The sequence below is a fragment of the Desulfofundulus thermobenzoicus genome (assembly GCF_009428905.1).
GTDB lineage: Bacteria > Bacillota > Desulfotomaculia > Desulfotomaculales > Desulfovirgulaceae > Desulfofundulus_A > Desulfofundulus_A thermobenzoicus.
Genome location: NZ_WHYR01000001.1, coordinates 85,745 through 112,427 on the forward strand (window position 1 = coordinate 85,745; position 26,683 = coordinate 112,427).

Genomic DNA, 26,683 nt, shown 5'->3' on the forward strand with positions numbered 1-26,683 from the left:
GAGGGATATTTTCCGTTGTCAGGCAAGGACGCTTATGCCGGCAGCATTCTCTTCGTTGATCTGCCCTCCCGCACGGTGAGGCGGGAGAACACGCCGGAGGATCTGAAAAGGAAGTTCCTGGGCGGGAACGGTTTTGCCGTGAAGCTGGCCTATGACTTGATAAGACCGGGTGCGGATCCTCTGGACCCGGAAAACGCGCTGGTCTTCGCCGTGGGCCCGGCGGCGGGGACTCTGATTCCCTGCAGTTCACGATTTGTGGTGGGGTCAAAGTCGCCTCTGACGGGCCTTTTTGTGGACAGCTACGCGGGCGGAAGCTGGGGGGAGGAGTTAAAATGCGCCGGCTATGACGCTCTGGTTGTGACCGGGGTCTCGCCGACACCGGTTTACCTGCTGATAGACGGGGACCGCGTGGAGTTCAGGGACGCCGGTCACCTGTGGGGGCGCATGGTCTTCGGTGCCCAGAGGCGCATTGCCGGCGAGTGTAAAATACCCGGTTTGTCGGTGGCCGCCATCGGCCCGGCGGGAGAAAACCTGGTCCGGTACGCCTCCATTATCGCCGGCACCCGGGCCGCCGGCAGGGGCGGCATGGGGGCAGTGATGGGGGCCAAAAAATTAAAGGCCATAGCCGTACGGGGGCAAAAACCAGTTTTTGTGCCCGATCAGGAGGGCATGTGGCGGTTTTTCCGCGACAGCTTACGACGGCTGCGGGAGCATCCCGGGACCGGGAAGTTATTGCCCGAGGTAGGGACGGGGGCGGGAGTAAATGCCTTTAACAGGCTTGGCATGCTCCCCGCCAGAAACTGGCAGGAAGAGGTTTTTGTCGGCGCAGAGGACATCAGTGGTGAAAGATTGAGGGATCAAGGATACTTTATCCGCAGCAAGGCGTGTCCCGGATGTCCCATCGGCTGCGGCAAGGTTGCCAGCACCTGCGGGGTTGACGGGGGACCGGTAATTACAGAAGGGCCGGAATACGAGACCCTGTATTCCTTTGGGTCGATGCTGGGCAACAGCGACCTGGATTCAATCATATACGCGGACCGGATGTGCGATGAATTGGGAATCGACACCATTTCCGCGGGGGTGACCATCGCCTTTGCCATGGAGGCCTTTGAAAGGGAAATTTTGTCCCCCGGGGACACCGGGGGGATTGACCTGTATTTCGGCAACCACCGGGCCGCCATTAATCTCCTGCTGGATATAGCCTACCGCAGGGGGCTGGGGGACACTCTGGCCGAAGGTGTGAAGCGGGCTGCGGAAATAATCGGGCGCGGCAGCGAAAAGTACGCCATGCATGTCAAGGGCATGGAACTGCCCGGCCACTCGGCCCGGGGACTAAAAGGGATGGCCCTGGGGTATGCCGTTTCCACCCGGGGCGGCACTCACCAGGACACCCGGCCCACCGTGGAGCGTTCGGGACAGTTCGACCCCCAGGCGGTGCAGGGCAAGGGGAAGATGAACAAGGACAACCAGGACATGACCGCTGTATGCGATTCACTGATTATTTGCCGCTACACCGAGGGGATTTACGGCTTCTTCCTGGGCGAGGATCACGTCAGAATGGCCAACCTGGTCACCGGTGCCGGCTACTCGCTGGAGGATTTAAGAAAGGTAGGGGAAAGGGTTTACACCCTGGAGAGGCTCTTCAACGTCCGCGAAGGGTTAAGCCGCAAGGACGACCGGCTACCGGAACGCTTCTTGGAGGAACCCATTCCGGGGGGGGCCGCGGCGGGGCGGGTCGTACTCAGGGAAGACCTGGACCAGATGCTGGACGAGTACTACACAGCCCGTGGCTGGGACCCGCGGACCGGCGCCCCCACGGATGAGAAACTCAAGGAGCTGGGTCTGTAAAATGCCGCGCGGGGGGTGGCTCGGGATGATGGGGCTTAATGAAGGAAAAGACAGTATGGTAACCATATCGGTGGTGTTCCAGGGCAATTACCGCCTGCTTACCGGGCAGGGCAGGGTGGAAATACAACTTCCCCAGGGATCCAGTGTCAATGACCTTATTGCCTATTTGGCCGACCGCTATGGCGGCGATCTACGGGACCAGTTGATTGATCCCGGCACGGGGAAGGTGTGGAGCCTGATGGCCCTGGCCGTAAACGGTAAAATTCTCAACAGCGTTGAAAAGTTTTCACTAATCTTAAAGACAGGGGACGAGGTGCTATTTTTACCCCCCGCCCTGGGGGGCTAATCTTCTTGGGGGTGCAAGTTTTATGTATAGGATACTGGTTGACGCCGATAAGTGCACGGGATGCCGCGTATGCGAGGCCGTTTGTTCCACCCGGATTTTGGATAATAAAGGCTTTAACCGTAAAATGGCGGCCATCAGGGTGCTCTTCAGGGGCGAGCTGGAGGAGGATATCAGGCCGGTTTTGTGCAGGCAGTGCAGGCGGCCCCTTTGCGCCGAAAACTGCCCCACGGAGAGTATTTCCCGGGGCGGGGACGGGATTGTGCGGATCAGCAGGAATAGCTGCATAGGCTGTGGCAACTGCGCTGAAGCCTGCCCCTTCGGGGCCGTGATACTTCACCCCGACCTTGATTTTCCAAGCAAGTGCGACCTCTGCGAGGGCGATCCCCTCTGCGTGAAGTACTGCGTTGCCGGGGCCCTTCGCCTGGTCCATGAAAGCAACGTAGGGATTGAATAGGAGGGACAGGGAATGGCCAGAGACAACTCGCAGCAGATGATCCTGTTCGTTGACCTGGGTACCGGGAAAACCAGGCAGGAAGACGTCAGCCCCGAAATGCGCCGGAAATTCATCGGGGGCAACGGCTTCGCCGTTAAGATATTATATGACCTTTTGCGGGCGGGGGTGGATCCCCTGGGGCCGGAAAACGCCGTAGTTTTCGCAGTAGGTCCGGCCACCGGGACGGTTATTCCGGGCGCCGCTATGACCGCCGCCGCCACCAAGTCCCCCTTGACGGGAATTTTCATTGACAGTTATATGGGGGGGCAGTGGGGTACGGAACTGAAGGAGGCGGGCTGCGAGGCGCTGGTCCTCCAGGGGGCGGCGGCAGAACCGATCTACTTGTTCGTGGACGACGGCCGGGTGGAAATACGCCCGGCGGCCCACCTGTGGGGGAAGAAGACCTCGGAAACCGAAAGGGCTATCAAGGAAGAGCTTGGCGACCCGCGCGTGCAGGTGGCGGCCATCGGCCCTGCCGGGGAGAACCTGGTTAAATTCGCCACTATTATCCATTCCACCAGGGCCTTCGGCCGGGGCGGCCTGGGGGCGGTTCTGGGATCCAAAAAGGTAAAGGCAATTGCCGTGCGGGGAACCGGGGGGGTTCCCCACCCCTATACAGAAAAAATACTGGAGTACGCCCGGCGCACCTACGACGAAATGTTGCGCCAGCCAGCCTTTGCCAAGAATATACCAACATTTGGCAGTACTGTGTCGGTGGCCGGGAACAACGCCCTGGGTATACTGGGATCTTACAACTGGCAGCAGGAGGTATTCGCCGACGCCGAAAAGATCAGCGGCAATGACATGGTCAACCGGGGGCTGAGGGTGGGGCACAAGGCCTGCGCCAGCTGCATCGCCCGTTCCGCCATAATCTGGCGGGCCTGCGAGGGCCCCTTCAAGGGAGCTACAAGCCGCGGACCCGAGTATGAAACCCTGTATTCATACGGCTCCTTGATCGGCAACGGCAATGTGGAGTCGATTATCCTGGCCGACAGGCTGAGCGACGAATTGGGGCTGGACACCATTAGCACCGGTGCGGTCATAGCCTTTGTGATGGAGTGCGTGGAAAAGGGAATTTTGAGTGCGCAGGAACTGGACGGCATGGATGTGAGATTTGGCAACTACCGGGCTATGCTTGACCTGCTGCCCAAAATAGCCGCCAGGGAGGGAGCCGGTGACCTGCTGGCAGAAGGCGTGCGTGAAATAAGCCGGCGCATAGGCAAGGGCTCCGAGTACTTTGCCATTCACGTGAAGGGTCTGGAGTTGCCCGGCCACACCGCCCGGGGCCTGAAGGGCATGGGGCTGGGGTACGCCACTTCTTCCAGGGGGGGCAGTCACCAGGATTTCCGGCCGGGGCCCGAAAGGTCCGGCAAGTTTGACCGGGCCACCATCGAGGGCAAGGCCGCCCTGGTCAAGAAAAACCAGGACATGACCACCATCGGCGACTGCCTGATCGTGTGCCGCCGCCACTCCGAGGGTTTCCACGGGGCGTTCCTCAATGAAAGATATGTTGAGCTGGCCAGTCTGGCCACCGGGATGGAATTCGGCCTTGAGGAGCTGACCCTGGCGGCCGAGCGGATATACACTCTGGAAAGGATGTTTAACGTGCGGGAAGGAGTCCGCCGCAAGGACGACACCCTGCCCGAACGCTTCCTGAAGGAAGGGATCCCCGGAGGTCCCAGCGCAGGGATGTACGTCAGTCGTGAGGAGCTTGACACCATGCTTGACGAGTATTACCAGATCCGCGGCTGGGATCCGGAAACCGGTGTGCCGACGGAATCCACTTTAAAAAAGCTGGGGCTTTCAAACTAGCTTGAAAAAAGACTGTGGTAGCGGTGGAATAATTACCCTATACTGGATAATCATCCACTTGCCGGAAGGAAAGTTTCCAGTTCGGACCTTGACAAATGTGGGTTGATACTATAACCTGAATTTAACAAATGGCGACGCGCTCAACCTGGGCAGGCAGGTACTGCAGGTGGAAAGGGAATTCAACCGCCGGGCCGGATTCACCGGTGCCGACGACCGGCTGCCCGAGTTCTTCAGCCTGGAAGAACTGCCGCCCCATAACACCGTCTTTGATGTAAAGGGAGAAGAACTGGACCAGGTTTTTAACTTTTAATCGTGGACAGGCGGAGAATGGTAACTCCCTGTCCCTGCTCCAACAGTAACGCTATCATTCCCAGGTGGGACATCCCGCAAAGGGTGTCTTGCCGCCTTTTCTGAACAGGGGGTATGCCGGCTTGCAGGTGGAAGTGCGGGTTTTTGGCGGGCTGGAAAAATTCATCCCGGGGGCACGCTTCGGTCAGAGCATACCGGTGGAGTGCCCCGGGGGAAGTACGGCCGGTCAGCTGGTGGATACCCTGGGCATTCCCGGGAGCCTGGTTTTTACCATACTGGTCAACGGCCGCCATGCAGGGATGGATGCCGTGCTGCATCCCGGAGACCGGGTATCCCTGTTTCCGGCAGTGGGCGGGGGATAAAAGGGCTGGAGGTATGGGTGTTATGAAAGGCTTAACTCAAGAGCAGGAGAAGCGCTATCAGAGAAATATCCTGCTCCCGGGTGTGGGGGTGGAAGGTCAGGTTAAATTGCTGCAGTCCGGGGTATTGCTGGTGGGGGCCGGCGGGCTGGGTTCACCGGCCGCCTTTTACCTGGCCGCGGCCGGAGTGGGGCGTTTGGGTCTGGTGGATGCCGACGTGGTGGATTTGTCCAACCTGCAGCGGCAAATCCTGCACCGCACCGGCGATATCGGCCGGCCCAAGGTGGAATCGGCCAGGGATAAGCTGGTGGCTCTAAACCCGGACGTGCAGGTGGAGGTTTTTCCTGAGCGTTTGAGTGCCGCCAGTGCCGTGTCCTTGATCGAGAGGTATGACCTTGTTGTTGACTGCACCGATAATTTTGCCACCCGCTTCCTGCTCAACGAAACCTGCCTTGCCCTGGGGAAACCCTTTATCTACGGCGGTGTGCTGGCCTTTGCCGGAAATCTAATGACGATAATTCCCGGTGCAGGTCCGTGCCTGCGTTGTATCTTCCCCGTAGAGCCGGAGCAGGGGGTTCCCGGTTGTGCCGAACTGGGCGTCCTGGGAGCCGTGCCGGGGATCATCGGTACTCTCCAGGCCACAGAGGCCATCAAATATCTGCTGGGACTGGGGGAACTGCTGACCGGTCGTTTGCTCACCTTTGATGCCCTTTCCATGACTTTTTATGAAGTATCCGTTCAGCAGAACCCCGATTGCCCGGCCTGTGGCCGTTACCGGGTACACAATTACGGGACGTAGGTGAACAGCTTTCCCGGTACTGCCGGGAATGGCCTGCCAGAGCTGTGGTTGCGGGAGGTGGAGGATGGCCGGAGTAGAACTGCGGGCCTTCGGACCCCTGATGATGCTTTTTGCACAACGGGGATGGCCGTTACCCTATTTGGTGGCAATTGTTCCCGGCGACACGCCCGCCGGCCTGGTGCAGCGGCTGGACATACCGGCGGAACAGGTGGAGGTGGTTTTTGTCAACGGGCGGGTGGTACCACTGAACCACCCGTTGCAGGACGGCGACCGGGTGGCTCTGGTCCCGCCGGGGATACCATCCATTCACAGGGTGATGCTGGGGTTTTACAGTAAAAAGAAATAGGTCAATCCCCGCATCAGAAATAGTATTTAATAGCTTGACCATTCTTACCATATCCTCTTTACTTTAGTTATGAAAAACACCATTTCAGGTGTTTTTTGTTTGTTCAGAGAAGGTAATCGGGCGGCTGGTAGAGAAATATTTCTAAGGCAAGTTTCGACTTTTGACTCAGTTGTATGGATCACCGGGGACCGATCCAATGGTTCACCGGTCGTATGATTCGGGGCTTGATGTAAAAATTGGGAGGTATAATATGGAAATCTTCTGGCAGGGACTGGTGGAGGCTCTCCGGCTGATTAAAACGGGGGACCCCCAGGTTCTGGACATCACTTTGCGTACCTTGAAAATCTCCGGTCTGGCCACTTTGATCAGCGTTTTAATTGGTGTTCCACTGGGTACCCTGTTAGCACTGGCCCGTTTTCCCGGGCGGCGCTTTCTGGTCAGTGTGGTCAACTTCGGTATGGGTCTGCCGCCGGTGGTGGTGGGGCTGGCCGTCTGGCTTACCTTTACCCGGTACGGCCCTCTGGGCTTTCTGGATATGCTTTATACACCGGTGGCCATGGTGGTGGCCCAGGCCGTTATTGCTTCACCCATTGTGGCCGGCTTTACCGTGGCCGCCATGCAGTCTTTAAACCCGAAGATTCCCCTCCAGATCCTGGCCCTGGGGGCCTCCCGGTGGCAGTTGCTCCGGCTCCTGGTGCGGGAGGCCCGGCTGGGCCTGCTGGCGGCGGTAATGGCCGGCTTTGGCGGGGTAATTTCCGAGGTGGGTGCGTCCATGATGGTGGGCGGTAATATTGCCGGCAGTACCCGGGTGTTGACCACGGCCACGGTGCTGGCGGTGGGGCAGGGGAAGTACGAACTGGCTACTGCATTGAGCATCATCCTGCTGGTGCTGGCCTACGGCATTACCGCCTTTTTAACCGTGGCCCAGCAGCGCGGCAGCCATGCCCACTGAAATATTTGTCGGTATTATAAGGAGAGAAAAGTGGATGCAGGAATTATTTCAGGCAGTTACCATTAAAGAGGCGCGGGAAATAGTTTTAAAGCATGTATCCTTTCCCCTGGATGGGGAGAAAGTTTCATTGTTGTCCGCCCTCGACCGTTGTCTTTTGCACGAGGTGGTGGCCGTTGACGATGTGCCCGGCTTTGACCGTTCCACCATGGACGGTTTTGCCGTGCGGGCAAAGGATACTTTTGGCGCCTCCGAGGGCCTGCCCGCCTACCTGGAGGTGGCTGGGGAAGTCCTGATGGGGGCGGCGCCGGAAGGGGAGTTAAAGCCGGGCCAGGCCTGGCGCATTGCCACCGGCGGCATGCTGCCCGCGGGCGCCGACGCGGTGGTGATGGTGGAGCATACCGAGGAGCTGGATGAAAAGACCATTGGCGTTACCAGGCCGGTGGCGCCCGGGGAAAACGTCGTCCGCCGGGGTGAGGATGTCCGGGCCGGGAGCGTGGTGTTGCCGGCGGGGCACCGTCTGCGGCCGCAGGACCTGGGGATGCTGGCCGCGGCCGGGGTTGTGGCGGTGGAAGTAAGACGCCCCTTAAGGGTGGGTATCATCTCCACCGGCGATGAAGTGGTCTCCCCGGAAGAAAAGCCGGCCCCGGGCCAGGTGCGGGACATCAACTCCTATACCCTTTACGGCGCGGTGGCCGCCCGGGGCGGCGAGCCCCGCCTGTTCGGCGTTGTCCGGGACGACTTTCACCGGCTGCAGGAACGGCTGGCCCGGGCCCTTTCGGAAAACGATATGGTGCTGCTCTCCGGGGGTAGCTCGGTGGGCACCCGGGACGTGGCGGCCCGGGTGATTGATTCCCTGGGGCGGCCGGGGGTTTTATTTCACGGAGTTTCCCTGAAACCCGGCAAGCCCTCCGTGGGGGCGGTGGTGAACGGCAAACCGGTCTTCGGGCTGCCCGGGCATCCCGTTTCGGCCCTGGTGGTCTTTGAGCTGCTGGTGGCCCCTTTGATTAGATCTTACGGTTACCCCCGGGAAAGCTTCCGGGAATTCCCCTTGAGGGCGCGGATAACCCGCAATTTGCGTTCCGCCGCCGGGCGGGAGGATTTCGTGCCGGTGAAACTGCGTTTGCAGGACGGGGAGCTGCACGCGGAGCCCGTGCTGGGCAAATCGGGCCTGATTACTGCTATGGTTCTTGCCGACGGGCTGGCCCGCATTCCGGCGGGCAAAGAAGGGGTAGAAACGGGCGAATGGGTGGAGGTTAAACTTTTTTGAGGAGTGATGGCGTTGTCTAAAGTTACGGGCAAACGGGACGTTTATCTGGACGACCGGCCCTGGGAAGAAGCCCTGGAAGAATACATGGCTTACCTTGAGCAAAAGGGGGCACTCAATCCCGGCCCGCCCGAGGTGGTGGCGGTGGAGGAAGCCCGGGGCCGGGTGACGGCGGCCCCCGTTTATGCACGGGTGTCTTCGCCCCACTACCACGCGGCGGCCATGGACGGCTATGCGGTCAAGGCTGCCCTTACCTTTGGTGCTTCCGAAACTGCTCCCAAACGGCTGGCTGTGGGCAGCGAGGCCATCATGGTCGATACGGGTGATCCCCTTCCCGAAGGGTGCGATGCGGTGATCATGGTGGAGGACGTGCATTTTGTGTCCTCCGGAGTCCTGGAGATCACCCAGCCGGTTTATCCCTGGCAGCACGTGCGGCCCATAGGGGAAGATATCGTCGCTACAGAAATGATCGTTCCCGCCAATCACCGGGTGCGCCCCATGGACATCGGGGGGCTCCTGGCCGGCGGGATAACGGAAATTTCCGTCCACCCCCGGCCGCGGGTGGCCATTTTGCCTACCGGTACTGAGCTGGTGGAGCCGGGCCGGGAGCTGAGGCCCGGGGATATTATCGACTATAACAGCCGGATGCTCTCCGGCCTGGTGAGCGAGTGGGGGGGCGATCCGGTCCGCAAAAAAATCACCGCCGATGATTTTGAGTCCCTGCGCCAGTCCCTGCTGGAAGCCCTGCAGGAATCCGATATGGTCCTGATCAATGCCGGTTCATCGGCCGGCAGCGAGGATTATACGGCGGAAGTAATCAGGAGCCTGGGCCGGGTGCTGGTGCACGGTGTGGCCACCAGGCCGGGGAAACCGGTGATCCTGGGGGAAGTGGACGGTCGGCCGGTGATCGGGGTGCCCGGTTACCCCGTATCGGCCTACCTGTGCGCTGATCTGTTTGTGAAACCGATCATATACAGAAAACTTGGTTCCGTCCCGCCGGCCCGCCGGAAAATTGAAGCCACCGTTTCCCGCAAGCTGGTCTCCTCCCTGGGAGTAGAGGAGTTTGTCCGGGTCAAACTGGGACAGGTGGGGGACAAGATCATTGCCACACCCATATCCCGGGGAGCGGGCATTATTATGTCCCTGATCCGGGCCGACGGGATTGTGCGGGTGCCCCGGCTTTCCGAGGGTTACGGTGCGGGCCGGGCGGTGCCGGTGGAGCTCCTGCGTCCCCTGGAGGAGATCAGGGAAACCACCGTGATCATCGGCAGCCACGACATTGCCCTGGACGTCCTGGCCAATTACCTGCGCCGCCTTTACCCCCAGGCCAGCCTGTCCAGCGCCCATGTGGGCAGCCTGGCCGGTTTGAACGCCCTGAAAAGGGGAGAGGCCCACTGTGCCGGCACGCATCTTTTAGATGAGGAAACGGGAGAGTACAACGTTTCCTACATCCAGCGGCTGCTGCCGGACAGGGGCGTAGTGCTGGTCAACCTGGTCTACCGGGAGCAGGGGCTGATTGTGGCCAGAGGCAATCCCAAAGGGATCAGGGGTCTGGAGGATCTGGCCCGGCCCGATGTCACCTTTGTGAACCGGCAGCGGGGGGCGGGCACCCGGGTGCTCCTGGATTATTATTTGAAAAGGCTGGGTATTGAACCATCCCGGATAAGCGGCTACGAGCGGGAAGAGTACACCCACATGGCCGTGGCCGCCGCCGTGGCCGGGGGGGTGGACGCGGGGCTGGGCATCCGTGCCGCCGCGGTGGCCCTGGGGCTCGACTTCATCCCCCTGGCCGAGGAGCGTTACGACCTGTGCATCCCCCGGGAACACTGGGATACCCCCTACATCCAGCGGCTGATGACGGTGATGAACAGTCCGGAGTTTCAAAAAGAAGTGCATGCCCTGGGCGGATACGACCTGCGGGACTGCGGCAAGGTTATGTGGGAACAGGAATAAATGGCCGGGTCACAAATACCATCATATGCAACAGATAGAAAACCAGCCGGTACCTTATTTGTGCGAGGATATGCTTCAGGGGGGAAGGCATGATGACCAAAGATGACCTGTGCGCACTATTGTGGTGTACCGCGGGGAGCGCCCCCAGCCAAAAGGCAATGTGCTGGTGATGTCGGCGGGGACCGCCGATCTCCCGGTGGCCGAGGAAGCAGCCGTAACCGCCGAAGTGATGGGCAGCCACGTGCGCCGGTGTTACGATGTGGGAGTGGCCGGCATCCATCGTTTACTGGACAAGCTGGACCTGATTCAGTGGGCGCATGTGATTATTGTAGTCGCGGGAATGGAGGGGGCCCTGGCCAGCGTGGTGGCGGGGCTGGCGGAGCAGCCGGTGATCGCCGTGCCCACCAGCGTCGGTTACGGGGCCAGTTTTCACGGCCTGGCCGCCCTTCTCACCATGCTGAACAGCTGCGCTTCCGGTATTGGCGTGGTCAATATCGATAACGGTTTTGGTGCCGCCGCCCTGGCCAGCGCCATCACCCGCCTGATTGCGGGGCCGGAATGATGAAAATATCGTACATTCAGCAGGTTTTTTTTTACGATTGAGCATCTTTTCTGAAAAGAAACATATCTGTTACAAACAGAACTACCAGGAATGCGGGGGCGCAGGACGGCAACAGTAAAGGAAAACAAGACTATGGGAGGATCTTATGATGTATCTTTCATTTAAAGTCTTTAACTTTCGGTGTTTCCATGAGCTGGTTATAGAAAATTTTGCTCCCGTCAACCTGATCGCAGGGATGAATAACGTCGGCAAAACAGCCCTTCTGGAGGCTTTATTCCTGCACAGCGGAGCATATAATCCCGAGCTGGTCCTGCGCATCAGTACGTTTCGAGGTATCGAGCCGTTCTTTAAGATCGAATCAGGAAGAACCGCAGAAACGCCGTGGGATTCCCTTTTTACCAGCTTTGACCCGTCAAAGGAGATAGAACTGACAGGAAAAATCAAAGCTATGGGTTACCGCACTCTCAGGATAAGGATACTCCGTGAACCCTGGGATAGTTCGGGAGTTAGCTTATTTATACACTCTAATCAGGAGAGACCCGGTGAACCATTGTTGTCCACCGGGACTGATCTTGTGCTTGAGCTGGAATACGATGAGCCAAAGCGAAAAGGGAAGCATTATCTAATTGTGGGGCCGAAAGGAATTCAGATCCAACCTTTTCCTCCCCCCCCTCCGCCGCCTGTTCCGGCTGTCTTCCTGGCTGCACGCGGCCTGATTTCACCTGCTGAAGATGCCGAGCGTTTTGGAAGGCTGGAGATCGCTGGCAAACAAGATGTACTCTTAAAAGTCTTAAAAACTGTTGAACCACGGCTGCGCCGCCTGAGCGTGGTAGTTGCCGGAGGGGTACCAATGATCTACGGTGATCTCGGCCATGGCCGTCTCATCCCCCTACCAATTATGGGGGAAGGAATGGTACGTTTGGCCAGTCTGGTGCTGGCGATTGCCAATACTGGAAAAGGTGTGGTGCTTGTAGATGAAATCGAGAACGGGCTTCACCACTCCGTTTTATATAAAGTATGGCGGGTCATTGGGGAAGCAATACGGACGTTTAATACCCAAATTTTTGCCACCACCCATAGTCTTGAGTGTATTAGGGCTGCCCACAGGGCGTTTAGGGATAGCGGGCACTATGATTTTTGTCTGTACCGGCTGGAAACCCTGGGAAAAAGTACCCGGGTAATTGCCTACGACCAGGAAACGCTGGAAGCGGCCATGGAGACGGACCTGGAGGTGCGATAGTGAGCGTCAGGATAGAGAAATCCCATGTGCTGGTGGTGGAGGGTAAGGATGAAGAGCTTTTCTTTGCCGCGCTCATTGATAACTGCAAAAACGAATTAAACCTGCCTGATATTCAGATTTTGCCTATCGGGGGAAAATCCCGGCTGCCCGGGAATTTAAAGGCGCTTGTGAACTCTCCCGGTTTTACGAAAGTAATTTCCCTGGGGATTGTCAGGGATGCGGATGAAGACGCCCGGGCGGCTTTTCAAAGTATTTGCAGTGCTTTAGGGTCCGCGGGTCTGCCCGTTCCCCCTGCCCCCCTGGTTTCCGCCGGAAGTAATCCTTCTGTTACAGCCGTCGTTTTGCCTGGAGATAACAGGCCCGGGATGCTGGAAGATGTATGCCTGGCTGCCGTTCAAGATGAGCCTGCTTTGCTTTGCGTAAAACAATATTTTGAATGTCTGCAGAATATGAGCCTTTCTTTGCCACGGCAGATTTCGAAAGCAATGCTGCAGGTTTTTTTAGCTTCCCGTCCCGAGGTTGGGAAACGTTTGGGTGAAGCGGCCCTGGCAGGATACTTCTCTTTGTCCAGTGATACCTTCGGGCAGTTAAGAGAATTTCTTAGACGTATGTCTGTTTAACAACTGTTTAATGTGTTTGGCCGCCGCCCGGGGGCCAAAGTTGCCGGTGAATGGTCCGGGCCGGCTTGTGTTTTGCTTTACCCCGCTGCGTCGCTTTCAAAAACCCGGTAAAGGGAGGTAAGGTAGTTTTCCCGCCGGGGCTTGACTTTAAATATTTCCTCGAAGGAGCCTGTTTTGATCACGCGGCCGTTTTTGAGTACGGCCACCCGGTCGGTGAGATAGGGTACCTCCGAAAAATCATGGGTTACAAAAATAGCAGCAATCCCCGTGTCTTTTAAAAGCTTGTCCAGCTCTTTCAGCAACGACAGGCGGGTGGGGAAGTCCAGGGCGGAAAAGGGTTCGTCCAGGAACAAAACATCCGGTTCCAGGACAAAGGCTCTGGCCAGGCTGACCCTCTGGGCTTCTCCCCCCGAGAGCTGGTGGGAACGGCGTCCGGCCAGGTGGGCGATGCCCAGCATTTCAAGCCAGCGGTCCACCCTCTTTTTCATTTCCTCCCGGGGAACCCCCCGCAGCTTCAGTCCTGTGGCTACATTCTCATAGACCGTGGCATTTAAAAGAAGCGGTTCCTGGAACACCACGGCCATGCGCCGGCGAATGGCCAGGGCATTGCGGGAATCAACTGCTATTCCTCTATACGTTAAAATTCCCCTGGTGGGCTTTAAAAGCAGGGCCATTATCTGCAGGAGGGTACTTTTGCCCGCCCCGTTAGGGCCTATTAAGGCAATGATTTCCCGTTCGTGCAGACCGAAATTTTTGATGTCCAGGACTTGTTGTTTTCCACGCATGAATTGCAAATTGCTTACTTCCAGAATAATGTTGTGCATTATGCTATCACCCATATTATGATGATTGACCCGTCCTGTAGCAAAAGTTTTATAACAGGACGGGTCGGTTTGCTTAATTTACTTTTTGCCCAGGTCCTCCATTTTCTTGCCGGCATCCGGAAAGAACAACGGCTGGCCGTACTTGTCCACACCGAACTTGCCGATGATCTGCTGGGTTTCCGGGGAGACCATGAAGTCCACAAAGGCTTTGGCCCCGTCGGCATTAACCTTGCTGAATTTTTGCGGGTTCACCTGCATGACGTGGTAGATATTGAGCAGGGTTCTGTCCCCTTCATAAAGGATCTTCAACTTCAGGTTTTTCTGGTTGGCCAGGTAGGTGGCCCTGTCGCTCAAGGTGTAGCCGGCCTTTTCATTGGCAATGTTTAAAGTATTGCCCATGCCCGTGCCTGCCTCCTGATACCACTTACCGCCGGGGGTAATGCCGGCCTCCTTCCAGATGTCTTTTTCTTTCTTGTGGGTGCCGGAATCATCACCCCTGGAAACAAAGGTGCTCTGGGTTTGGGCGATTTTCTTAAAGGCTTCCACAGTGTTTTTGGCCGACTTGATTCCGGCCGGGTCATTTTCCGGGCCGACCACAATAAAGTCGTTGTGCATTACCAGCTGGTAGTTGATGCCCACGCCGCTGTCCACCAGTTTCTTTTCCGATTCGGGGGCGTGGACCAGCAGCACATCTGCTTCACCCTTTTCACCCATAGCCAGGGCCTGTCCCGTACCTACGGCGATGGGTTTTACCTTATAGCCGGTTTTCTTTTCAAATGCGGGAATAAGTACATCCAGGAGGCCGCTGTCCTGGGTGCTGGTGGTGGTGGCCAGGATTACGTCCTTATTTTTCGGCTGCTCCCCTGCCGGCGGTGTTTGTTGGGCCTGATCCTGCCCTTTTGGAGAACCGCAGCCTGCCAGAAGGGCAAGCACAAAAAGAAGGGAGATGATGGGAACAAGAATGCGCTTAAACATTGTTTTCACCTCTTGAGCATTTTTTATCACACGTCTTTCTTTTGAAAACACACAGACAATCAGTAAGGGGTTACTTTCCTGCCGGCCGGTTAAGTACGGTAAAACGGGCGGCGGCCTGTGACGGGACGGTTGCTTTATCAGGCTGCATGATGGCCCTTTTGACGTCGGTTCATTACCACCTCCTCTGCCTGCTTTTAAAGAAATCACCGCCAGCAAAAAGGCCCTGTCCTGACGGAAGACAAAACACAGCCATTGCCGGCAAAGTTAGTTACTTTACTGGCAAAAAAAACTGTGTTCTGCGGACAACAGAACACAGGCCACTACAAGTATGGCAGTGTTCTCCTTTCCGCACCGGGAGGCATACCGGTTTCCCGGTATACCCTATCGGCCCGAAAACCATAGCAACCGACCACAGGTAATCGGGCTCGGAGAACATTTTAGTTTGTTTTGGCTTATGGTTTTATTCGAGGGATAATACAAAAATCCTCCCATGGGTAGGCAAACTTCGCATAGAAAAGATTATGCCCCATTTCCTCTGCCGGCCGGAAAAACGGATATCCGGTATGCATGAAGGTGTTTTCCTTATTATGGTTATCCGTTAAATTTTTCTGGGCAAGGCCCTGTACTGCCCGAACTCCATTATTTATAATAAAAAAGTAAGAGCGTCGCATCAATTTCCCGGTAAAATTTCTGAGGGGGGTGGATAAATGATTGAAACCACCATAAATGCCCAGGCCGCCAGTTACCTCGATGAAAAAAAACTGGCCCGGATGTTAAAAGATATGCAGTTTGATACCCGCTACACCCTTCAGATCTTTAACTTTTTTACGGACGTACCCCTGCAGGATCTGGCCAGGTTTATAGTGCAATACGAGATACCGGAGGTTACGTTGAAGGCATACTACGAAACGTACGTCAGGGAATTTTATGCTCATCGCGAGCTTGAGGAGATGCTGGTCGATGTGGCAGGATCTTTTTATCAAAGCACTGAAAGCCCTTGATGCCTCCAGGGTGCCGGGTGACGAATGGACCTTTGGCGGCGGCACGGCCCTAACCGTTTATTTTCAACACCGGGAAAGCAAAGATGTGGATATATTTTTGCGGGATGCCCAATACCTGACTTATCTTACTCCCCGACTGAACAACGCGGTAGGTAACCTGACCGGTGATTACGTGGAGGGGTCCCATTTTTTAAAACTAAAATTTGCAGAAGGGGAAGTGGATTTTATTATCGCTCCCCATCTGACGGAAAAATACTATGAATTGAAGCGGGTGGCGGGCCGGGAGGTAAGGGTGGAAAGCCCCGAGGAGATTATACTGAAAAAACTTTTTTACCGGGCTGAAACACTAAAGACGAGGGATGTGGTGGATGTAGCCGCGGCCTACGAGAGAAGGAAAGGGCGCCTGCTGGAATGCTTATCCTTCATTACCCTGAGGGTGGCCGCCATAAAGCACAGGTGGGAGAAGTTAAAGACAATTTACAGCGCTGAAGCTGCCGGGTTGATCATGCTGGAGCCCGGTCTTGTCAACAGGGCCCCCGCCCTTTTTGAAGATTTTTTAAATAAAGCGGAAAAACTCTATAGGCTTGAGAGTCCATTATAATTGTCGTGTTGAATTTTTGACCGTTCAAAGTCCCGGTCTTATCTTCCGGACTTCTATCCTGCGGATACTTCACGCTTTTCCGGTACGCCCCACCCGGCCACCCGCCCCTTTTCCAGGCGTACCACCCGGTCCCCCAGAAAGGCCGCCTCTTCCAGGTCGTGGGTGACCAGAATAAAGGGGATCCTCCAGTGCCGTTGCAGGGACTTCAGCTCTCCCCGCACTTTATGCCGGGTTTCGTAATCCAGGGCGGAAAGGGGTTCATCCAAAAGCAACAGTTCCGGGTCTGCCAGCAGCGCCCGGGCCAGGGCGGTGCGTTGTCGCTCGCCACCGGAAATTTGCCCCGGATAACGACGGGCCAGGTGGGCTATCTGCAGCATTTCCAGCACTTCCTGGAGCTTAAGGCCCTCCTGCCGGTTTCCCTTCATGCCGTAAGCGGCATTTTGCTCCACGGTCATATGGGGAAAGAGGGCATAGTCCTGGAACACATAACCCACCCTCCTGTACCGGGGAGGCAGGTTCACCCGGGCGGTGCTGGAAAAAAGCACCCGCCCGTTTAAAACAATCTCACCCCTGCGGGGTTTTTGCAGGCCGGACAGGCACTGCAACAGGGTGGTTTTCCCGGCTCCGGAAGGTCCCAGCACTACCAGCACCTCGTTTTTTACGGAAATTTCAATTTGCAGGGAAAAGGCCGGCAGTTCCTTTATAATGTTCACGGTTAACAGACCGTTGTCCGGCGTTGATTTGTCTTTATTATGGTCGGAACAGTTCATCTGGTCGATCCCCGCCTTTCTCTTTTTGGTTATTTGAGCACCGATCGCCAATATCCGGGGCCGGCTGGTGGCTCCTGACTTGCCTGTGTCCTTGTGAATGTGCAAATGGCATGGCGCATTCCTTTCGCACTTCTCATCCGGTGAATACCGCAAATGTTCATCATGATTTCATTGTAAGTGGATGTCACCACCGATTGAACATCTCATCGTCCACTGCCCACCTTTTCAGCCGGTGCTTGCTCCAGCGGTTTACCCAGAAGATTACCATAAAGCTCAACAGGGTCATCAGGGCAACCAGCACCAGGGCGGCCCTGTTGTTCCCGGATTCGGTGGCGGCGTAGATGGCCAGGGGTGCCGTTTGGGTGCGGCCGGGAATGTTGCCGGCCACCATCAGGGTGGCGCCGAATTCTCCCAGGGCCCGGGCGAAGGACATGACGATGCCGGCCACCAGGCCGGGCCAGGCCAGGGGCAGGCTGATCGTCCGGAAAACCCGCCATTCGCCGGCCCCCAGGGTGCGGGCGGCATTCTCGATGTTTCTGTCCACCGCCTGAAAGGAGGCCCGCACCGTCTGGTAGAGCAGGGGGAAGGCCACTACCGTGGAAGCGATGACCGCCCCCCACCAGTTGAAGATTACCGAAATGCCCCACACGTTTTCCAGCAGCCGGCCCAGTGGCCCGTGCTTTCCGAAAAGTAACAGGAGGCCGAAGCCAACCACCGTGGGTGGCAGGACCAGGGGCAGGGTGAGGAGTGCCTCCACCGCATCCTTGCCCGGGAAGTCCCGTCCGGCCATGAGTCGGGCCACCGGCACGCCGGTGAGAAAAACGAACATTACGGCCAGCCCGGCCACGCGCAGGGATAGCAGCACCGGTATCATCACTTCCGGATCGAGCAATGCCGCTCACCCCGCCGGATAACCACTTCCTGTAGATTCGCAAAGTGCATACACATAACTATCCCCATCTCTTATCAACCTGTTTTGTCGGAGACAAAGCCCGTTTCGTGGGATAAATACTTATTTGAAACCCGCCCCTCCCGTGCCGCCCGGTCAAGCCAGTTATGGCACCCGTTGTACGGTTGAGTATTTTTCAAGCCGGAGACTTTCCTACGGCAATGACGATATTTCTCCACCCCAACAGGCATGAGATAGCAGAAACCCTACGGCTCGGGTGAGAGGCACGTCTCATCCGTTTGCCCCGCCCTTTCCCGGTATATCTGTACCATGCGGGTACCCTTCTGGAAGATTACCCGGGCACCTCCCTCCTGCACCAGCCGCCAAACCGTCCCAGGTTCCAGCACTACCATACCGGCCAGTACATCCACCCCCAATCCAAACAACACGGGTGTGAGGGGGGTGCTGGGACCGACCAGGATCACCACCGCCTGCCGGCTCAACTCCAGGAGGCGGGGAAGGGTCTTGTTGATCAGGGCGGTGGCCGTTATAAATACGAAATCCTGCACCGGTAAAAGATATTCGCAAGCCGGGTCGGGAAAATCACCCGGCTGGGGCTGGCGTTCCAGTACGGACAGACGGCAGTTGGCGGCCAGGGTTTCCAGGCCGGGGAAGTGACCGACAACGGCCACTTTTTTACCCCGCACCTTTTCCAGCAGGGCTTCAAAGGCGTTTACGGGCGGTCCGCAAAGGGACTCTGCATCTAATTTTTCTACCCGTTCCGGAGCGTTGAACACCGAATTGATCGCCGCCAGGCCCAGGGCTGCCTCGAAATTGTTCCAGCTTTTGATGTATTCCGCCAGCTCCCGCACGGGCATCCCCCGGATCTTCCCGGCCAGTTCCACATGCCGCCTGCCCTCCCGCGGTGTCATGGCCACGCCTGTACCCTGGGAGCGGACTAAACACCAGTGCAATCCCACCAGGCAATCTTCCACCTTCAGGCGGGATGGGATGAATTCAATCAGCCGGTTATAAATCTGCCACATAAAGTTCCCCCTCTTTGATTATGGCCTGAACCAATCCTTCCATTCGCCCGCCAGGAAAGTTACCTGTTCCTGGAATAAGCCAGCAATTCTTCCAGCTCCCGGTCGGGAAGGGATCGTAGCCGAAAGCGAAATTTTTCAGTTCCAACCTCACAGTCATCCCTCCGGGGATTATTCCCTTAATCCTCCGACCGCGGGAAAAGATGAACGGCGGCGGGGGGAATGACACACCAGACCTTCTCGCCCACCTGCGGTGGCCGGTGAAAGCCGTGTTCATGGCCAGCCGGGGGGATCCAGAGCACCAGCTCTTCCCCCGCATCCACCATCACCTCCAGGTAAAAGCGCCGGCGGTATACGGCTGTCACCCGGCCCGGCAGGCAGGTGGTCCCACCAGTGGGGGTGGGGGAAAGTTGCAGGTGTTCCGGGTGGAGAACGCAGCCCACCGGGCCGGTAAAGCCCGTTTCCACCGCCAACTCCAGGCGCCCCGCCCGGAAAAGCCGGTGCCCTTTCGCCTCCAGCACTTCCCCGGCAAATACATTCCGCAACCCCACAAAACGGGCGGTAAACAGGGAAGAGGGCCGGTAGAAAATCTCTTCCGGAGAACCTACCTGTACCAGTCGCCCCCGTTGCATGACGGCAATGCGGTCGGCCAAAAAGGCCGCCTCTGCAAAGTCGTGGGTTACATGAACGGTCAGGGTGCCGGTGGCCCGGTGAATGCGCTGCAGTTCCCGCTGAAACCCTTCCCTGGTACGCGGGTCCAGGGCGCTTAAAGGTTCGTCCAGGAGGAAAATCTGCGGTTCCGTGACCAGTGCCCGGGCCAGGGCCACCCGCTGTTGTTCACCTCCGCTCAGTGTGGAGGGGTTACGGGCCAGCAGATGACCGATTCCCAGAAGTTGAACTACCTCCCCCAGTTTTCCCTCCCTGGCTGCTGCCGGGATTTTCCTGCTCTTAAGACCGAACAGGATGTTTTGCCGTACATCCAAATGGGGGAAGAGGGCATAGTCCTGGTAAACAAAACCAATACGCCTTTCCTCCGGCGGCAGGCAGGTAATCTCCTTTCCGGCGAAGAATATGCGGCCTGCGTCCGGGGGGTACATGCCGGCGATGGTTTCCAGCAAAACGGTTTTGCCGCTCCCTGTAGGACCAAGAATGACAAAATATTCCCCCGGAAGGACTGCCAGATCGATGTCCCGCAGATGAAACTCCCCCAGCCTTTTGTTTACCCCCACCAGTTTCAACAACGTTTCCACTCCCTACTTTCCGCCGGGGGCGTATCGGGTAATCCGCCGCCGGCCCGGGCGTCGCAGTTCTGCGGTCAGGTGGAGCAGGGACAGTATCTTTGCAGGCCGAGCAGGACCGCGGCACCTGCTATGGAATTGCCGTAGAAAATCACCGGTTTTTGTGCTGCCAGCCAGAACTGGATGGTACCGTTGATCAGCGTGCTGCCGGTAACCAGGAGCACCTGGGCCCACTCCACCAGATCCGCCGCCGCCTGCTCACCATCTTCAATAAGCACCCCCTCCCGTTCCCGGCCGATGTTATCAGGGTCCAGGTCAATCACCCGCAAAGGGAAAACCGGAGCACAGGCCGCCACCAGCGCCGGCTGGAGCCCCACGATTCCCAGGCGGGGCCGGCCGTAGTGGCTGGACAGAAAACCCGCCACCTGCCTCCCGCAGTCCCCGGGTCCAAGGTCGCGACAGTGCAGTGTATTATGCACCAGGCCGGCATGGCGGGCCAGGGCATTGAGGGTGGCGATAAATACCGCCCGCTCAAAGTCATCCTGCAAGTCCAGCTCCAGCACCCTGGCCAGGCTGCCCCGGAAAAAACCGGGACAGCCAGTATAGGCCTGCCCCCTGGCCTTCCGCAGGCGGGCTTCTACCATCTTCTCCTTGCCTTTGAGCAGGGGAAAATCCCTGCGTTCCGGTCGGCCAATGGCCTGCTCCGGTGTCAGCACCTCCGTATATACCAGCACCTCTTCCTCCTGCAGCCCATGCTGGCGGGCCAGGCCGGCCATTTTTTCCCGCAACACATCATAAACCGGTATAGCGTCCAACCCTTCTACCCCCCAGCCTTTCAAAAACCAGAAGCGACACCGTCGTAATGATCATGAGAACGGTGGCCACGGCCATGACCGCATCCAGATCACCAATGGTCAAATTAAGATAAAGGGAAATGGGCAGAGTTTCCGTGCGCATCCTGGTGGCACCGGCCAGCATCAACACGGCGCCGAATTCCCCCAGGGCCCTGGCCCAGGTGATAACCAGGGCTGCCACAAGGCCGTTGCGGATCATGGGCAGGGTCACCCGGAAGAAAGCCTGCCACTGGTTGCAGCCCAGGGTGCGGGCCACAAACTCCAGCCGTCGGTCCACCCCTTCCATGGTTGCTTTCATCACCGTAATCATATAGGGAAGGTTGACAAAAAACTGGGCGGCGATGATTCCCTGCACGGTAAAGATCAGCTCCAGGCCCAGTCCGGTCAGGAAGTGACCCACGGGTGTGGTCCCGAAAACCATGAGAAGGCAGACACCCGATACAATGGGCGGCAGGGCCAGGGGTATATTAACCAGCACATTGAGTATGGGTCGGCCGGGCAGTGGATAGCGGGAGAGACAGTAGGCCACCGGTACAGCCACCAGAGTGCACAGAACAGTGGAAATCAGGGACGTTTTCAGGCTCAGGGCCAGGGCGAAGCGAATTTCCGCCGTATCCAGGGCCGACCAGAGGTGAGGCACCCCCCGTATTGGAACCAGGACCAGCGTCAGGCCCAGGAAAACCAGGATGAGCACGGTGATCACTATGTTGAAACCTTGAAACAGTGAATTGGCCATCGGCTTGCCAGTCAATTCCTTCATAAAAATACACCAGTTCCCGGAATAATAATTTTCAAACACCCGCCAACTCAACCGGTGGTGACGGGCTGGAGGGTCTTAAAAAATGGTTTTTCGAAAAGTGTCCATCCATGGCCCTTTCACAAGACGACTTACTCCCGGTAGGGTTTGAACCCGTTTTTCTCCCAGATGGCCCGCGCCTGATCCGAAGCCACAAATTTGGCAAACAGCCTGGCCCTGTCGGGCTGTGCCGAACAGGCCAGCACGGACACCGGCACCACCATGTTTACTTCCTGCAGTTCCGGCAGCGGGACGATGTCCACCCTGTCCTTGAATTCGGGGTAGTTTTCCACTCCGATGATGGCCGCATCGGCCTGCTTCATGCTCACATAGACCAGTAGTTCGTTAATCGTAGGGGTGCGGGCCACAACATTTTTGTTCACCTTTTCCAGAAGACCGGCCTTTTGCAGTACGGCGTCGGATACTTTGCCCATGGGGTTGGCCTTTGGATCCCCCAGGACCACTTTGACGCCGGGTTTGGCCAGGTCGGCCAGCTGTTTTATGCCCGCCGGGTTGCCCTTGGGCACGGCCAGGGCCGGAATATGATAGACCACCTTCTTTTCCCAGGTGACCAGCTTTTCTTTGCGCAGGGGTTCCAGTTCCGTAACGTCACCGGGAATGCAAACATCTCCCTTCCGGGAAAGGAGAATCTGGTTGTTGTTCTGGGCCGATCCGGCGTAAGAGAAGGAAACGTGAATACCCGTCTGCTCCTGGAAAACGCGGCCGATTTCATCCATGGCCTTGCGCAGGCCGGCGCCGCTGTAAACCAGCAGGGTCTCCTGCTGCGTACCTTCCCGGGCGGGCGATTGCTGTCCCGCCTGCCCCTGTGTTTGCTCCTGGTTTTTGCCGGCGCAGCCGGCCAGGGCCATGGTGATGATCAAGGTCAGGACGATCGCAAAAACGTGCCTTTCCCCCCGGCTAAAGACAATCATATTTGGCATTGCCTACACCCCCTGTTTCTGTCCGGGTTTCAGGCCGAACTCCGCAAACACCTTCATCCCGGCGGGGGAAGCCAGGTAGCGCAAAAATTCCCGGGCGGCCTCCTTTTGCGGGGCGTTTTTCAACACCGCCGCCGGATAGACAATGGGCTTGTGCAGGTTATCGGGCACCGTCAGGTCCACCCGCACATTCTTGCCCATCAGGGCATCGGATCGGTAAACAAAGCCGGCGTCGGCATTGCCCGTTTCCACGTAGGTGAGCACCTGGCGCACGTCGTTGGCCATGACCAGCCTGGGCTGCAGCTTATCCCACAGCTTCAGGTTGGTCAGGCTTTCCCGGGTGTACTGCCCGGCCGGCACGGTGTCCGGCATCCCCAGGGCGATTCTTTTTACCCCGGATCCGGCCAGGTCGTTGAAATCCTTCAAGGGGGCGGCGTTCTTGGGCACCACCACAACCAGTTCATTGCTCAAGAGATTGGTCCGGCTGTCCGGTTCGAGCAGGCCTTTTTCTTCCAGCTGATCCATCTGGCCGACCCCGGCGGAAATGAACAGGTCCACCGGGGCTCCCTGTTCGATCTGCTTCTGCAGCGAACCGGAGGCCCCCAGGTTGTATGTAATCTTTACCTCCGGGTGTTCTTTCGCATAGTCCTCCTTGATTTTTGCCAGGGCGTCCTTCAAACTGATGGCTGCCGAAACGGTAATTTCCTTTTGCGACCCGGTATTCTGGCCGGCCTGCTCAACCTGCTTGCCGCAGCCGCCGGCAACCACCCCCACCATGAATATGAACAGCACTCCCAGCAACCACTTTTTCATCGTTACCGGCTCCTTTCCAGATGGTTGTTTGCTGGCATTTACCAGTCACCCTTTTCACATTCGGCTATACCCCGGCGGGAGCAGACCATCTTTTCCCCTTTTGGCATGAATAAGGCCTGCTTAAAATAGGGGGAAAGCCGTGGAAACTTTCCCTCTTCCATGTCCGGCGGCCCCCTACCCGCTCCGTCCGCGCTGCCGGACCAAAAAAGCCAGGCATGCGCACGGAAAGGCACACCTGGCCCCTGACTGAGGTCACGTCATTGTAACCATCTCCTTTCCGCACCGGGAGGCGCACGGGTTTCCCCGTACACCCTGTCGGCCCTGGCCCCATGGCTTTTTCGCTTTAGGGAACCGGGCTCGGAGATGTATTTAACTTATAATCTTATGTCAGTTACAGTTCTCTGTCCGGACGGTTTTTCCTGCAACGTATCCTGAAAAAAATGGGCGACCCTGGCCGGGTTGCTGATCATCGCGGAAAACATACCGCACGATTTGACCACAGGATGATTGTGGACGGGCCTTCCCGCCGGGAAGACGGGAAGGACAAATCCGCCTTGTTCGCCTGTTTATTCGGCTCAAGGAGAATGTTAACCTTTCTCCGTGACCGGAGAACAAAGGCAAAATGCCCTGGAACAACAACAGCATCACCGGCGGCCGGGAAATAATAATTGCGGGCTTTTAACAGTTTGCATAATTCTAAAAAACTGGTTGAACAAGGAGGAATTAACCGGCCTGAAGTCGAACTGTACAACGAATCGAATAGGTGCAGTCTCCGAGCCCGGTTACCTAAAGCGAAAAAGCCATGGGGCCAGGGCCGACAGGGTGTACGGGGAAACCCGTGCGCCTCCCGGTGCGGAAAGGAGATGGTTGCCATGATGTGATCTCAGTGGCCGGGCGTGCCTTTCCGTGCATGCCTGGCCTTTTTTTGGTACTGTTTTCGGCCGGCTGTACGGGGAAAATTTTTTTCACTTTCAATAAACCCCGGTCATGCCGCTAAAGCTTCTACTGCAATACTTTTTGAATGCGGTGTTGCCTGTCAGGGTGTCACCGGTGCCATTCAGGGATAAAGTTACCTGTTCACTTGTCCAGCGGTGGTGATAAGCTTTGCCGCATGTAATGGAAAAGCCGATTGGGGTCATCGAGGAAATTGATGGGCGTCCCCAGAAAACTGCCACTTCGGGCAAAAAAGCGTTACTGGAGCCACCGGCAGGTGCCGGGTGGGAGCCCCTTGCAAAGAAAATGGGCTTTCAAGTGGGGAAGTCCCCGGCGATGCGCCGCCTGGTGGAAACGGCCTACAAAATCGCCAAAAAAAATATCAATGTGCTGATCCAGGGCGAAACGGGCACCGGCAAGGAAATCCTGGCAAGGTTTATCCACGCGGCTTCCCATCGCTCCCGGCAGGTTTTTGTTCCGCTAAACTGCGGTGCTCTGCCCAAAGGCGTCATGGAAACCGAACTGTTCGGCCATGAAAGAGGTGCGTTTACCGGTGCTGTGAAGATGCGCCGGGGCCTGTTCGAAATGGCCCATCGCGGAACCATCTTTTTGGATGAAATAGGGGAAGCCAGCCCGGCGATTCAGGTCAAGCTTTTACGTGTTCTGGAAACCGGTGAATTTTTACGTGTGGGCGGTGAAAAGCCCGTTAAAATCGATGTACGGGTAATCGCCGCCACCAACGTGGACCTGAGACTGGCTTTGCGCAACGGGACCTTTCGGGAGGACCTCTTTTACCGCCTGGAAGGGGTCCGCCTGGAAATACCTCCTTTGCGTGAAAGGGTAGAGGACATCCCTGTCCTGGCGGAGTTTTTCGCCCGCAAGATCAACCCCGCCTTGCTGATTTCCCCGGAAGCCATGAGGCTTTTATGTAATTACTCCTGGCCCGGAAATATTCGTGAGCTGTCAAACATCATCCAGAATGCTGTGGCCCTTTGCGAAGGTAACATTATCCTGCCCGAGCATTTAGGTGCCAGGATTGTGAGCGGAGATCCTGCTGGCAGGAAAACCTGGGGCAGATCGTGCAGCGGGAAAACCGCGGAAGATACCGGTTGTACAGGCGGCACGGGGGATGGCTGTCCCGGTACCGCACCTCCAGGAAAGGTTTTTCATGCATTTCTTGATTTTCCCAATCAGATCGCTCTGGAGGGAATGAGCTGCGAAAAACTGGCAGATCTTCTGATACACGTGCGGCGGCAGGAGAAAAAAATCCTGCATGTAATGAGGGCCAGAGGTTCAGACCTTGCTCCGCTGTTATCCCTGGAAGAAGCCGAAATCCACGCAATTACCGAAGCGCTTGATTATCATCAGGGTGTTATCATCAAAGCCGCACGGTCTTTAGGGATTGGCCGGAATACTCTCGCTCGTAAAATAAAGAAATATAACATCAAGGTAGAAGGTTTAGACTGATTTCAGAACCGGGCCTGTATGTTTTAACTTAAAAGGCTAAACAACTTGTTCGCTTTTTATGCCTTTAGAAGGAATGTTTTTAAACCAGGGTGTCCCTGTTCATTATTGGAGCAATCCCGTTTATCGTTTACTCCCGGTACCGGGAGGGGGGGTGTGTCTGTTCATTATTGGAACAATCCTGCACTATATTGGTGCTTCACTGTTTTGTGCCAAAACAGAAATACGTCCTGTTCCTTGTATGGTTTGTTAAAAACCCGGCAATTAGAGAGAGATTTTGACTTGTCTTTGTTAGTGGCATAAAATTTGCGTGTTATTTGATTTGACGACAAAGCCGGCTGGTGTCATTTCCTGATTGGTTATTGTGTTGCAACAGGAAAAGGATGTCGGCACTTCGGTCTATCGGTTGAAAATAGCCCGCTCTTTTAAATGCTGCGTTAATATTTGCCCCTGCATGCTGTGTTCAAAGTATTTATGCGGCAGGGCGTTCGCCCGCGGGAAGTTATTCGAAAAGGAGGGATCGACAAAAGGATTAAACAAAAACGGGTCATTAACCGGAATTATCAAAAAAAGATGAAAAAGACCGGCTCATAGTTTTTCCAGTTGATTGGACCAGGTTGAAGAGCAAAAACTTGCGGAAC

The 26,683-nt window shown here is 56.8% G+C and carries 28 protein-coding genes, 1 pseudogene and 3 riboswitches; of the genes and pseudogenes, 17 read left to right on the forward strand and 12 right to left on the reverse strand.

What is annotated here, in order from left to right; all coding sequences use genetic code 11:
* Positions 1–15: 15 nt before the first annotated feature.
* The 14 genes and pseudogenes from GFC01_RS00375 (at position 16) to GFC01_RS00440 (ending at position 12,903) form a co-directional block, all read left to right on the forward strand.
* On the forward strand, positions 16–1,848 hold the full coding sequence (locus GFC01_RS00375; protein WP_152944670.1) for an aldehyde ferredoxin oxidoreductase family protein: 1,833 nt from the start codon (positions 16–18) through the stop codon (positions 1,846–1,848).
* Positions 1,849–1,873: 25 nt separating this feature from the next.
* Entirely contained in the window at positions 1,874–2,194 is a 321-nt protein-coding gene (locus GFC01_RS00380; RefSeq protein ID WP_194174725.1) for a MoaD/ThiS family protein, read from the forward strand.
* Positions 2,195–2,216: 22 nt separating this feature from the next.
* Entirely contained in the window at positions 2,217–2,648 is a 432-nt protein-coding gene (locus GFC01_RS00385) for a 4Fe-4S dicluster domain-containing protein (protein WP_152944746.1), read from the forward strand.
* A 12-nt stretch (positions 2,649–2,660) separates the two neighbouring features.
* The gene (locus GFC01_RS00390) at positions 2,661–4,499 is read left to right on the forward strand and encodes an aldehyde ferredoxin oxidoreductase family protein (RefSeq protein WP_152944672.1); all 1,839 of its coding nucleotides are present in this window, start codon (positions 2,661–2,663) and stop codon (positions 4,497–4,499) included.
* A 166-nt stretch (positions 4,500–4,665) separates the two neighbouring features.
* Complete coding sequence (locus GFC01_RS00395; protein WP_341473662.1) at positions 4,666–4,809, forward strand: hypothetical protein; 144 nt, start codon at positions 4,666–4,668, stop codon at positions 4,807–4,809.
* A gap of 127 nt (positions 4,810–4,936) precedes the next feature.
* The gene (locus GFC01_RS00400; RefSeq protein WP_341473675.1) at positions 4,937–5,170 is read left to right on the forward strand and encodes a MoaD/ThiS family protein; all 234 of its coding nucleotides are present in this window, start codon (positions 4,937–4,939) and stop codon (positions 5,168–5,170) included.
* 22 nt (positions 5,171–5,192) lie between these two features.
* Positions 5,193–5,966 (forward strand): HesA/MoeB/ThiF family protein, encoded by a 774-nt coding sequence (locus GFC01_RS00405; RefSeq protein ID WP_152944674.1) that lies wholly within the window; start codon positions 5,193–5,195, stop codon positions 5,964–5,966.
* A gap of 64 nt (positions 5,967–6,030) precedes the next feature.
* A complete protein-coding gene (locus GFC01_RS00410; RefSeq protein WP_243137102.1) occupies positions 6,031–6,312 on the forward strand; it encodes a MoaD/ThiS family protein in 282 nt (93 codons plus the stop codon).
* A 250-nt stretch (positions 6,313–6,562) separates the two neighbouring features.
* The gene (locus GFC01_RS00415) at positions 6,563–7,264 is read left to right on the forward strand and encodes an ABC transporter permease (protein ID WP_152944676.1); all 702 of its coding nucleotides are present in this window, start codon (positions 6,563–6,565) and stop codon (positions 7,262–7,264) included.
* A gap of 34 nt (positions 7,265–7,298) precedes the next feature.
* Complete coding sequence (locus GFC01_RS00420) at positions 7,299–8,531, forward strand: molybdopterin molybdotransferase MoeA (protein ID WP_152944677.1); 1,233 nt, start codon at positions 7,299–7,301, stop codon at positions 8,529–8,531.
* 6 nt (positions 8,532–8,537) lie between these two features.
* Positions 8,538–10,481, forward strand: coding sequence for a molybdopterin biosynthesis protein (locus GFC01_RS00425; protein ID WP_152944678.1), 1,944 nt, complete (start codon positions 8,538–8,540; stop codon positions 10,479–10,481).
* 112 nt (positions 10,482–10,593) lie between these two features.
* A pseudogene (gene larB, locus GFC01_RS00430) lies at positions 10,594–11,043 on the forward strand (nickel pincer cofactor biosynthesis protein LarB); the annotation flags it as partial.
* 148 nt (positions 11,044–11,191) lie between these two features.
* Positions 11,192–12,283, forward strand: a complete 1,092-nt coding sequence (locus tag GFC01_RS00435) for an AAA family ATPase (protein WP_194174726.1) — start codon at positions 11,192–11,194, stop codon at positions 12,281–12,283.
* Positions 12,283–12,903, forward strand: a complete 621-nt coding sequence (locus GFC01_RS00440) for a DUF3226 domain-containing protein (protein WP_152944680.1) — start codon at positions 12,283–12,285, stop codon at positions 12,901–12,903. Before GFC01_RS00435 ends, GFC01_RS00440 begins: the two co-directional genes overlap by 1 nt.
* A 77-nt stretch (positions 12,904–12,980) precedes the next feature.
* Here GFC01_RS00440 and GFC01_RS00445 read toward each other — a convergent pair whose 3' ends face one another.
* Together GFC01_RS00445 and GFC01_RS00450 are read right to left on the reverse strand one after the other, a co-directional pair.
* Positions 12,981–13,727, reverse strand: a complete 747-nt coding sequence (locus tag GFC01_RS00445) for an energy-coupling factor ABC transporter ATP-binding protein (protein ID WP_152944681.1) — start codon at positions 13,725–13,727, stop codon at positions 12,981–12,983.
* 78 nt (positions 13,728–13,805) lie between these two features.
* Entirely contained in the window at positions 13,806–14,702 is an 897-nt protein-coding gene (locus GFC01_RS00450; protein WP_152944682.1) for an ABC transporter substrate-binding protein, read from the reverse strand.
* 323 nt (positions 14,703–15,025) lie between these two features.
* Positions 15,026–15,145, reverse strand: a riboswitch (molybdenum cofactor riboswitch).
* A 264-nt stretch (positions 15,146–15,409) separates the two neighbouring features.
* Between GFC01_RS00450 and GFC01_RS00455 the strand changes: the two genes are divergently transcribed.
* Positions 15,410–15,703: a cupin domain-containing protein gene (locus tag GFC01_RS00455; protein WP_152944683.1), complete on the forward strand. Its 294-nt coding sequence runs from the start codon at positions 15,410–15,412 to the stop codon at positions 15,701–15,703.
* Positions 15,663–16,304, forward strand: coding sequence for a nucleotidyl transferase AbiEii/AbiGii toxin family protein (locus tag GFC01_RS00460; protein ID WP_194174727.1), 642 nt, complete (start codon positions 15,663–15,665; stop codon positions 16,302–16,304). Before GFC01_RS00455 ends, GFC01_RS00460 begins: the two co-directional genes overlap by 41 nt.
* Positions 16,305–16,357: 53 nt before the next feature.
* Here GFC01_RS00460 and GFC01_RS00465 read toward each other — a convergent pair whose 3' ends face one another.
* The 10 genes from GFC01_RS00465 to GFC01_RS19635 all read right to left on the reverse strand — a co-directional run bounded on the left by GFC01_RS00465 (position 16,358) and on the right by GFC01_RS19635 (position 23,806).
* The gene (locus GFC01_RS00465; RefSeq protein ID WP_152944747.1) at positions 16,358–17,026 is read right to left on the reverse strand and encodes an ATP-binding cassette domain-containing protein; all 669 of its coding nucleotides are present in this window, start codon (positions 17,024–17,026) and stop codon (positions 16,358–16,360) included.
* Positions 17,027–17,258: 232 nt separating this feature from the next.
* Complete coding sequence (gene modB / locus GFC01_RS00470; protein WP_152944748.1) at positions 17,259–17,948, reverse strand: molybdate ABC transporter permease subunit; 690 nt, start codon at positions 17,946–17,948, stop codon at positions 17,259–17,261.
* 281 nt (positions 17,949–18,229) lie between these two features.
* On the reverse strand, positions 18,230–19,009 hold the full coding sequence (locus GFC01_RS00475) for a DUF364 domain-containing protein (RefSeq protein WP_152944685.1): 780 nt from the start codon (positions 19,007–19,009) through the stop codon (positions 18,230–18,232).
* Positions 18,993–19,154: a hypothetical protein gene (locus tag GFC01_RS00480; RefSeq protein WP_152944686.1), complete on the reverse strand. Its 162-nt coding sequence runs from the start codon at positions 19,152–19,154 to the stop codon at positions 18,993–18,995. Before GFC01_RS00480 ends, GFC01_RS00475 begins: the two co-directional genes overlap by 17 nt.
* 31 nt (positions 19,155–19,185) lie before the next feature.
* Positions 19,186–20,247 carry an ABC transporter ATP-binding protein gene (locus tag GFC01_RS00485; protein WP_152944687.1) on the reverse strand — a complete coding sequence of 354 codons (1,062 nt, stop codon included), beginning with the start codon at positions 20,245–20,247 and terminating at the stop codon, positions 19,186–19,188.
* A gap of 74 nt (positions 20,248–20,321) precedes the next feature.
* Positions 20,322–21,059 carry a Rossmann-like domain-containing protein gene (locus tag GFC01_RS00490; protein WP_152944688.1) on the reverse strand — a complete coding sequence of 246 codons (738 nt, stop codon included), beginning with the start codon at positions 21,057–21,059 and terminating at the stop codon, positions 20,322–20,324.
* A complete protein-coding gene (locus tag GFC01_RS00495) occupies positions 21,037–21,858 on the reverse strand; it encodes an ABC transporter permease (protein ID WP_207707559.1) in 822 nt (273 codons plus the stop codon). The genes GFC01_RS00490 and GFC01_RS00495 overlap by 23 nt, the downstream gene beginning before the upstream one ends.
* A gap of 128 nt (positions 21,859–21,986) precedes the next feature.
* Positions 21,987–22,835: a molybdate ABC transporter substrate-binding protein gene (gene modA / locus GFC01_RS00500; RefSeq protein WP_152944689.1), complete on the reverse strand. Its 849-nt coding sequence runs from the start codon at positions 22,833–22,835 to the stop codon at positions 21,987–21,989.
* Positions 22,836–22,838: 3 nt separating this feature from the next.
* Positions 22,839–23,645, reverse strand: a complete 807-nt coding sequence (gene modA / locus GFC01_RS00505) for a molybdate ABC transporter substrate-binding protein (protein WP_152944690.1) — start codon at positions 23,643–23,645, stop codon at positions 22,839–22,841.
* Positions 23,646–23,683: 38 nt separating this feature from the next.
* Entirely contained in the window at positions 23,684–23,806 is a 123-nt protein-coding gene (locus tag GFC01_RS19635; RefSeq protein WP_279233407.1) for a hypothetical protein, read from the reverse strand.
* 93 nt (positions 23,807–23,899) lie between these two features.
* A riboswitch (molybdenum cofactor riboswitch) is annotated at positions 23,900–24,020 on the reverse strand.
* A 383-nt stretch (positions 24,021–24,403) separates the two neighbouring features.
* A riboswitch (molybdenum cofactor riboswitch) is annotated at positions 24,404–24,524 on the forward strand.
* A 225-nt stretch (positions 24,525–24,749) separates the two neighbouring features.
* On the opposite strand from GFC01_RS19635, the gene GFC01_RS00510 reads away from it, so the two are divergent.
* A complete protein-coding gene (locus GFC01_RS00510; RefSeq protein ID WP_243137103.1) occupies positions 24,750–26,045 on the forward strand; it encodes a sigma-54 interaction domain-containing protein in 1,296 nt (431 codons plus the stop codon).
* Positions 26,046–26,683: the final 638 nt, after the last annotated feature.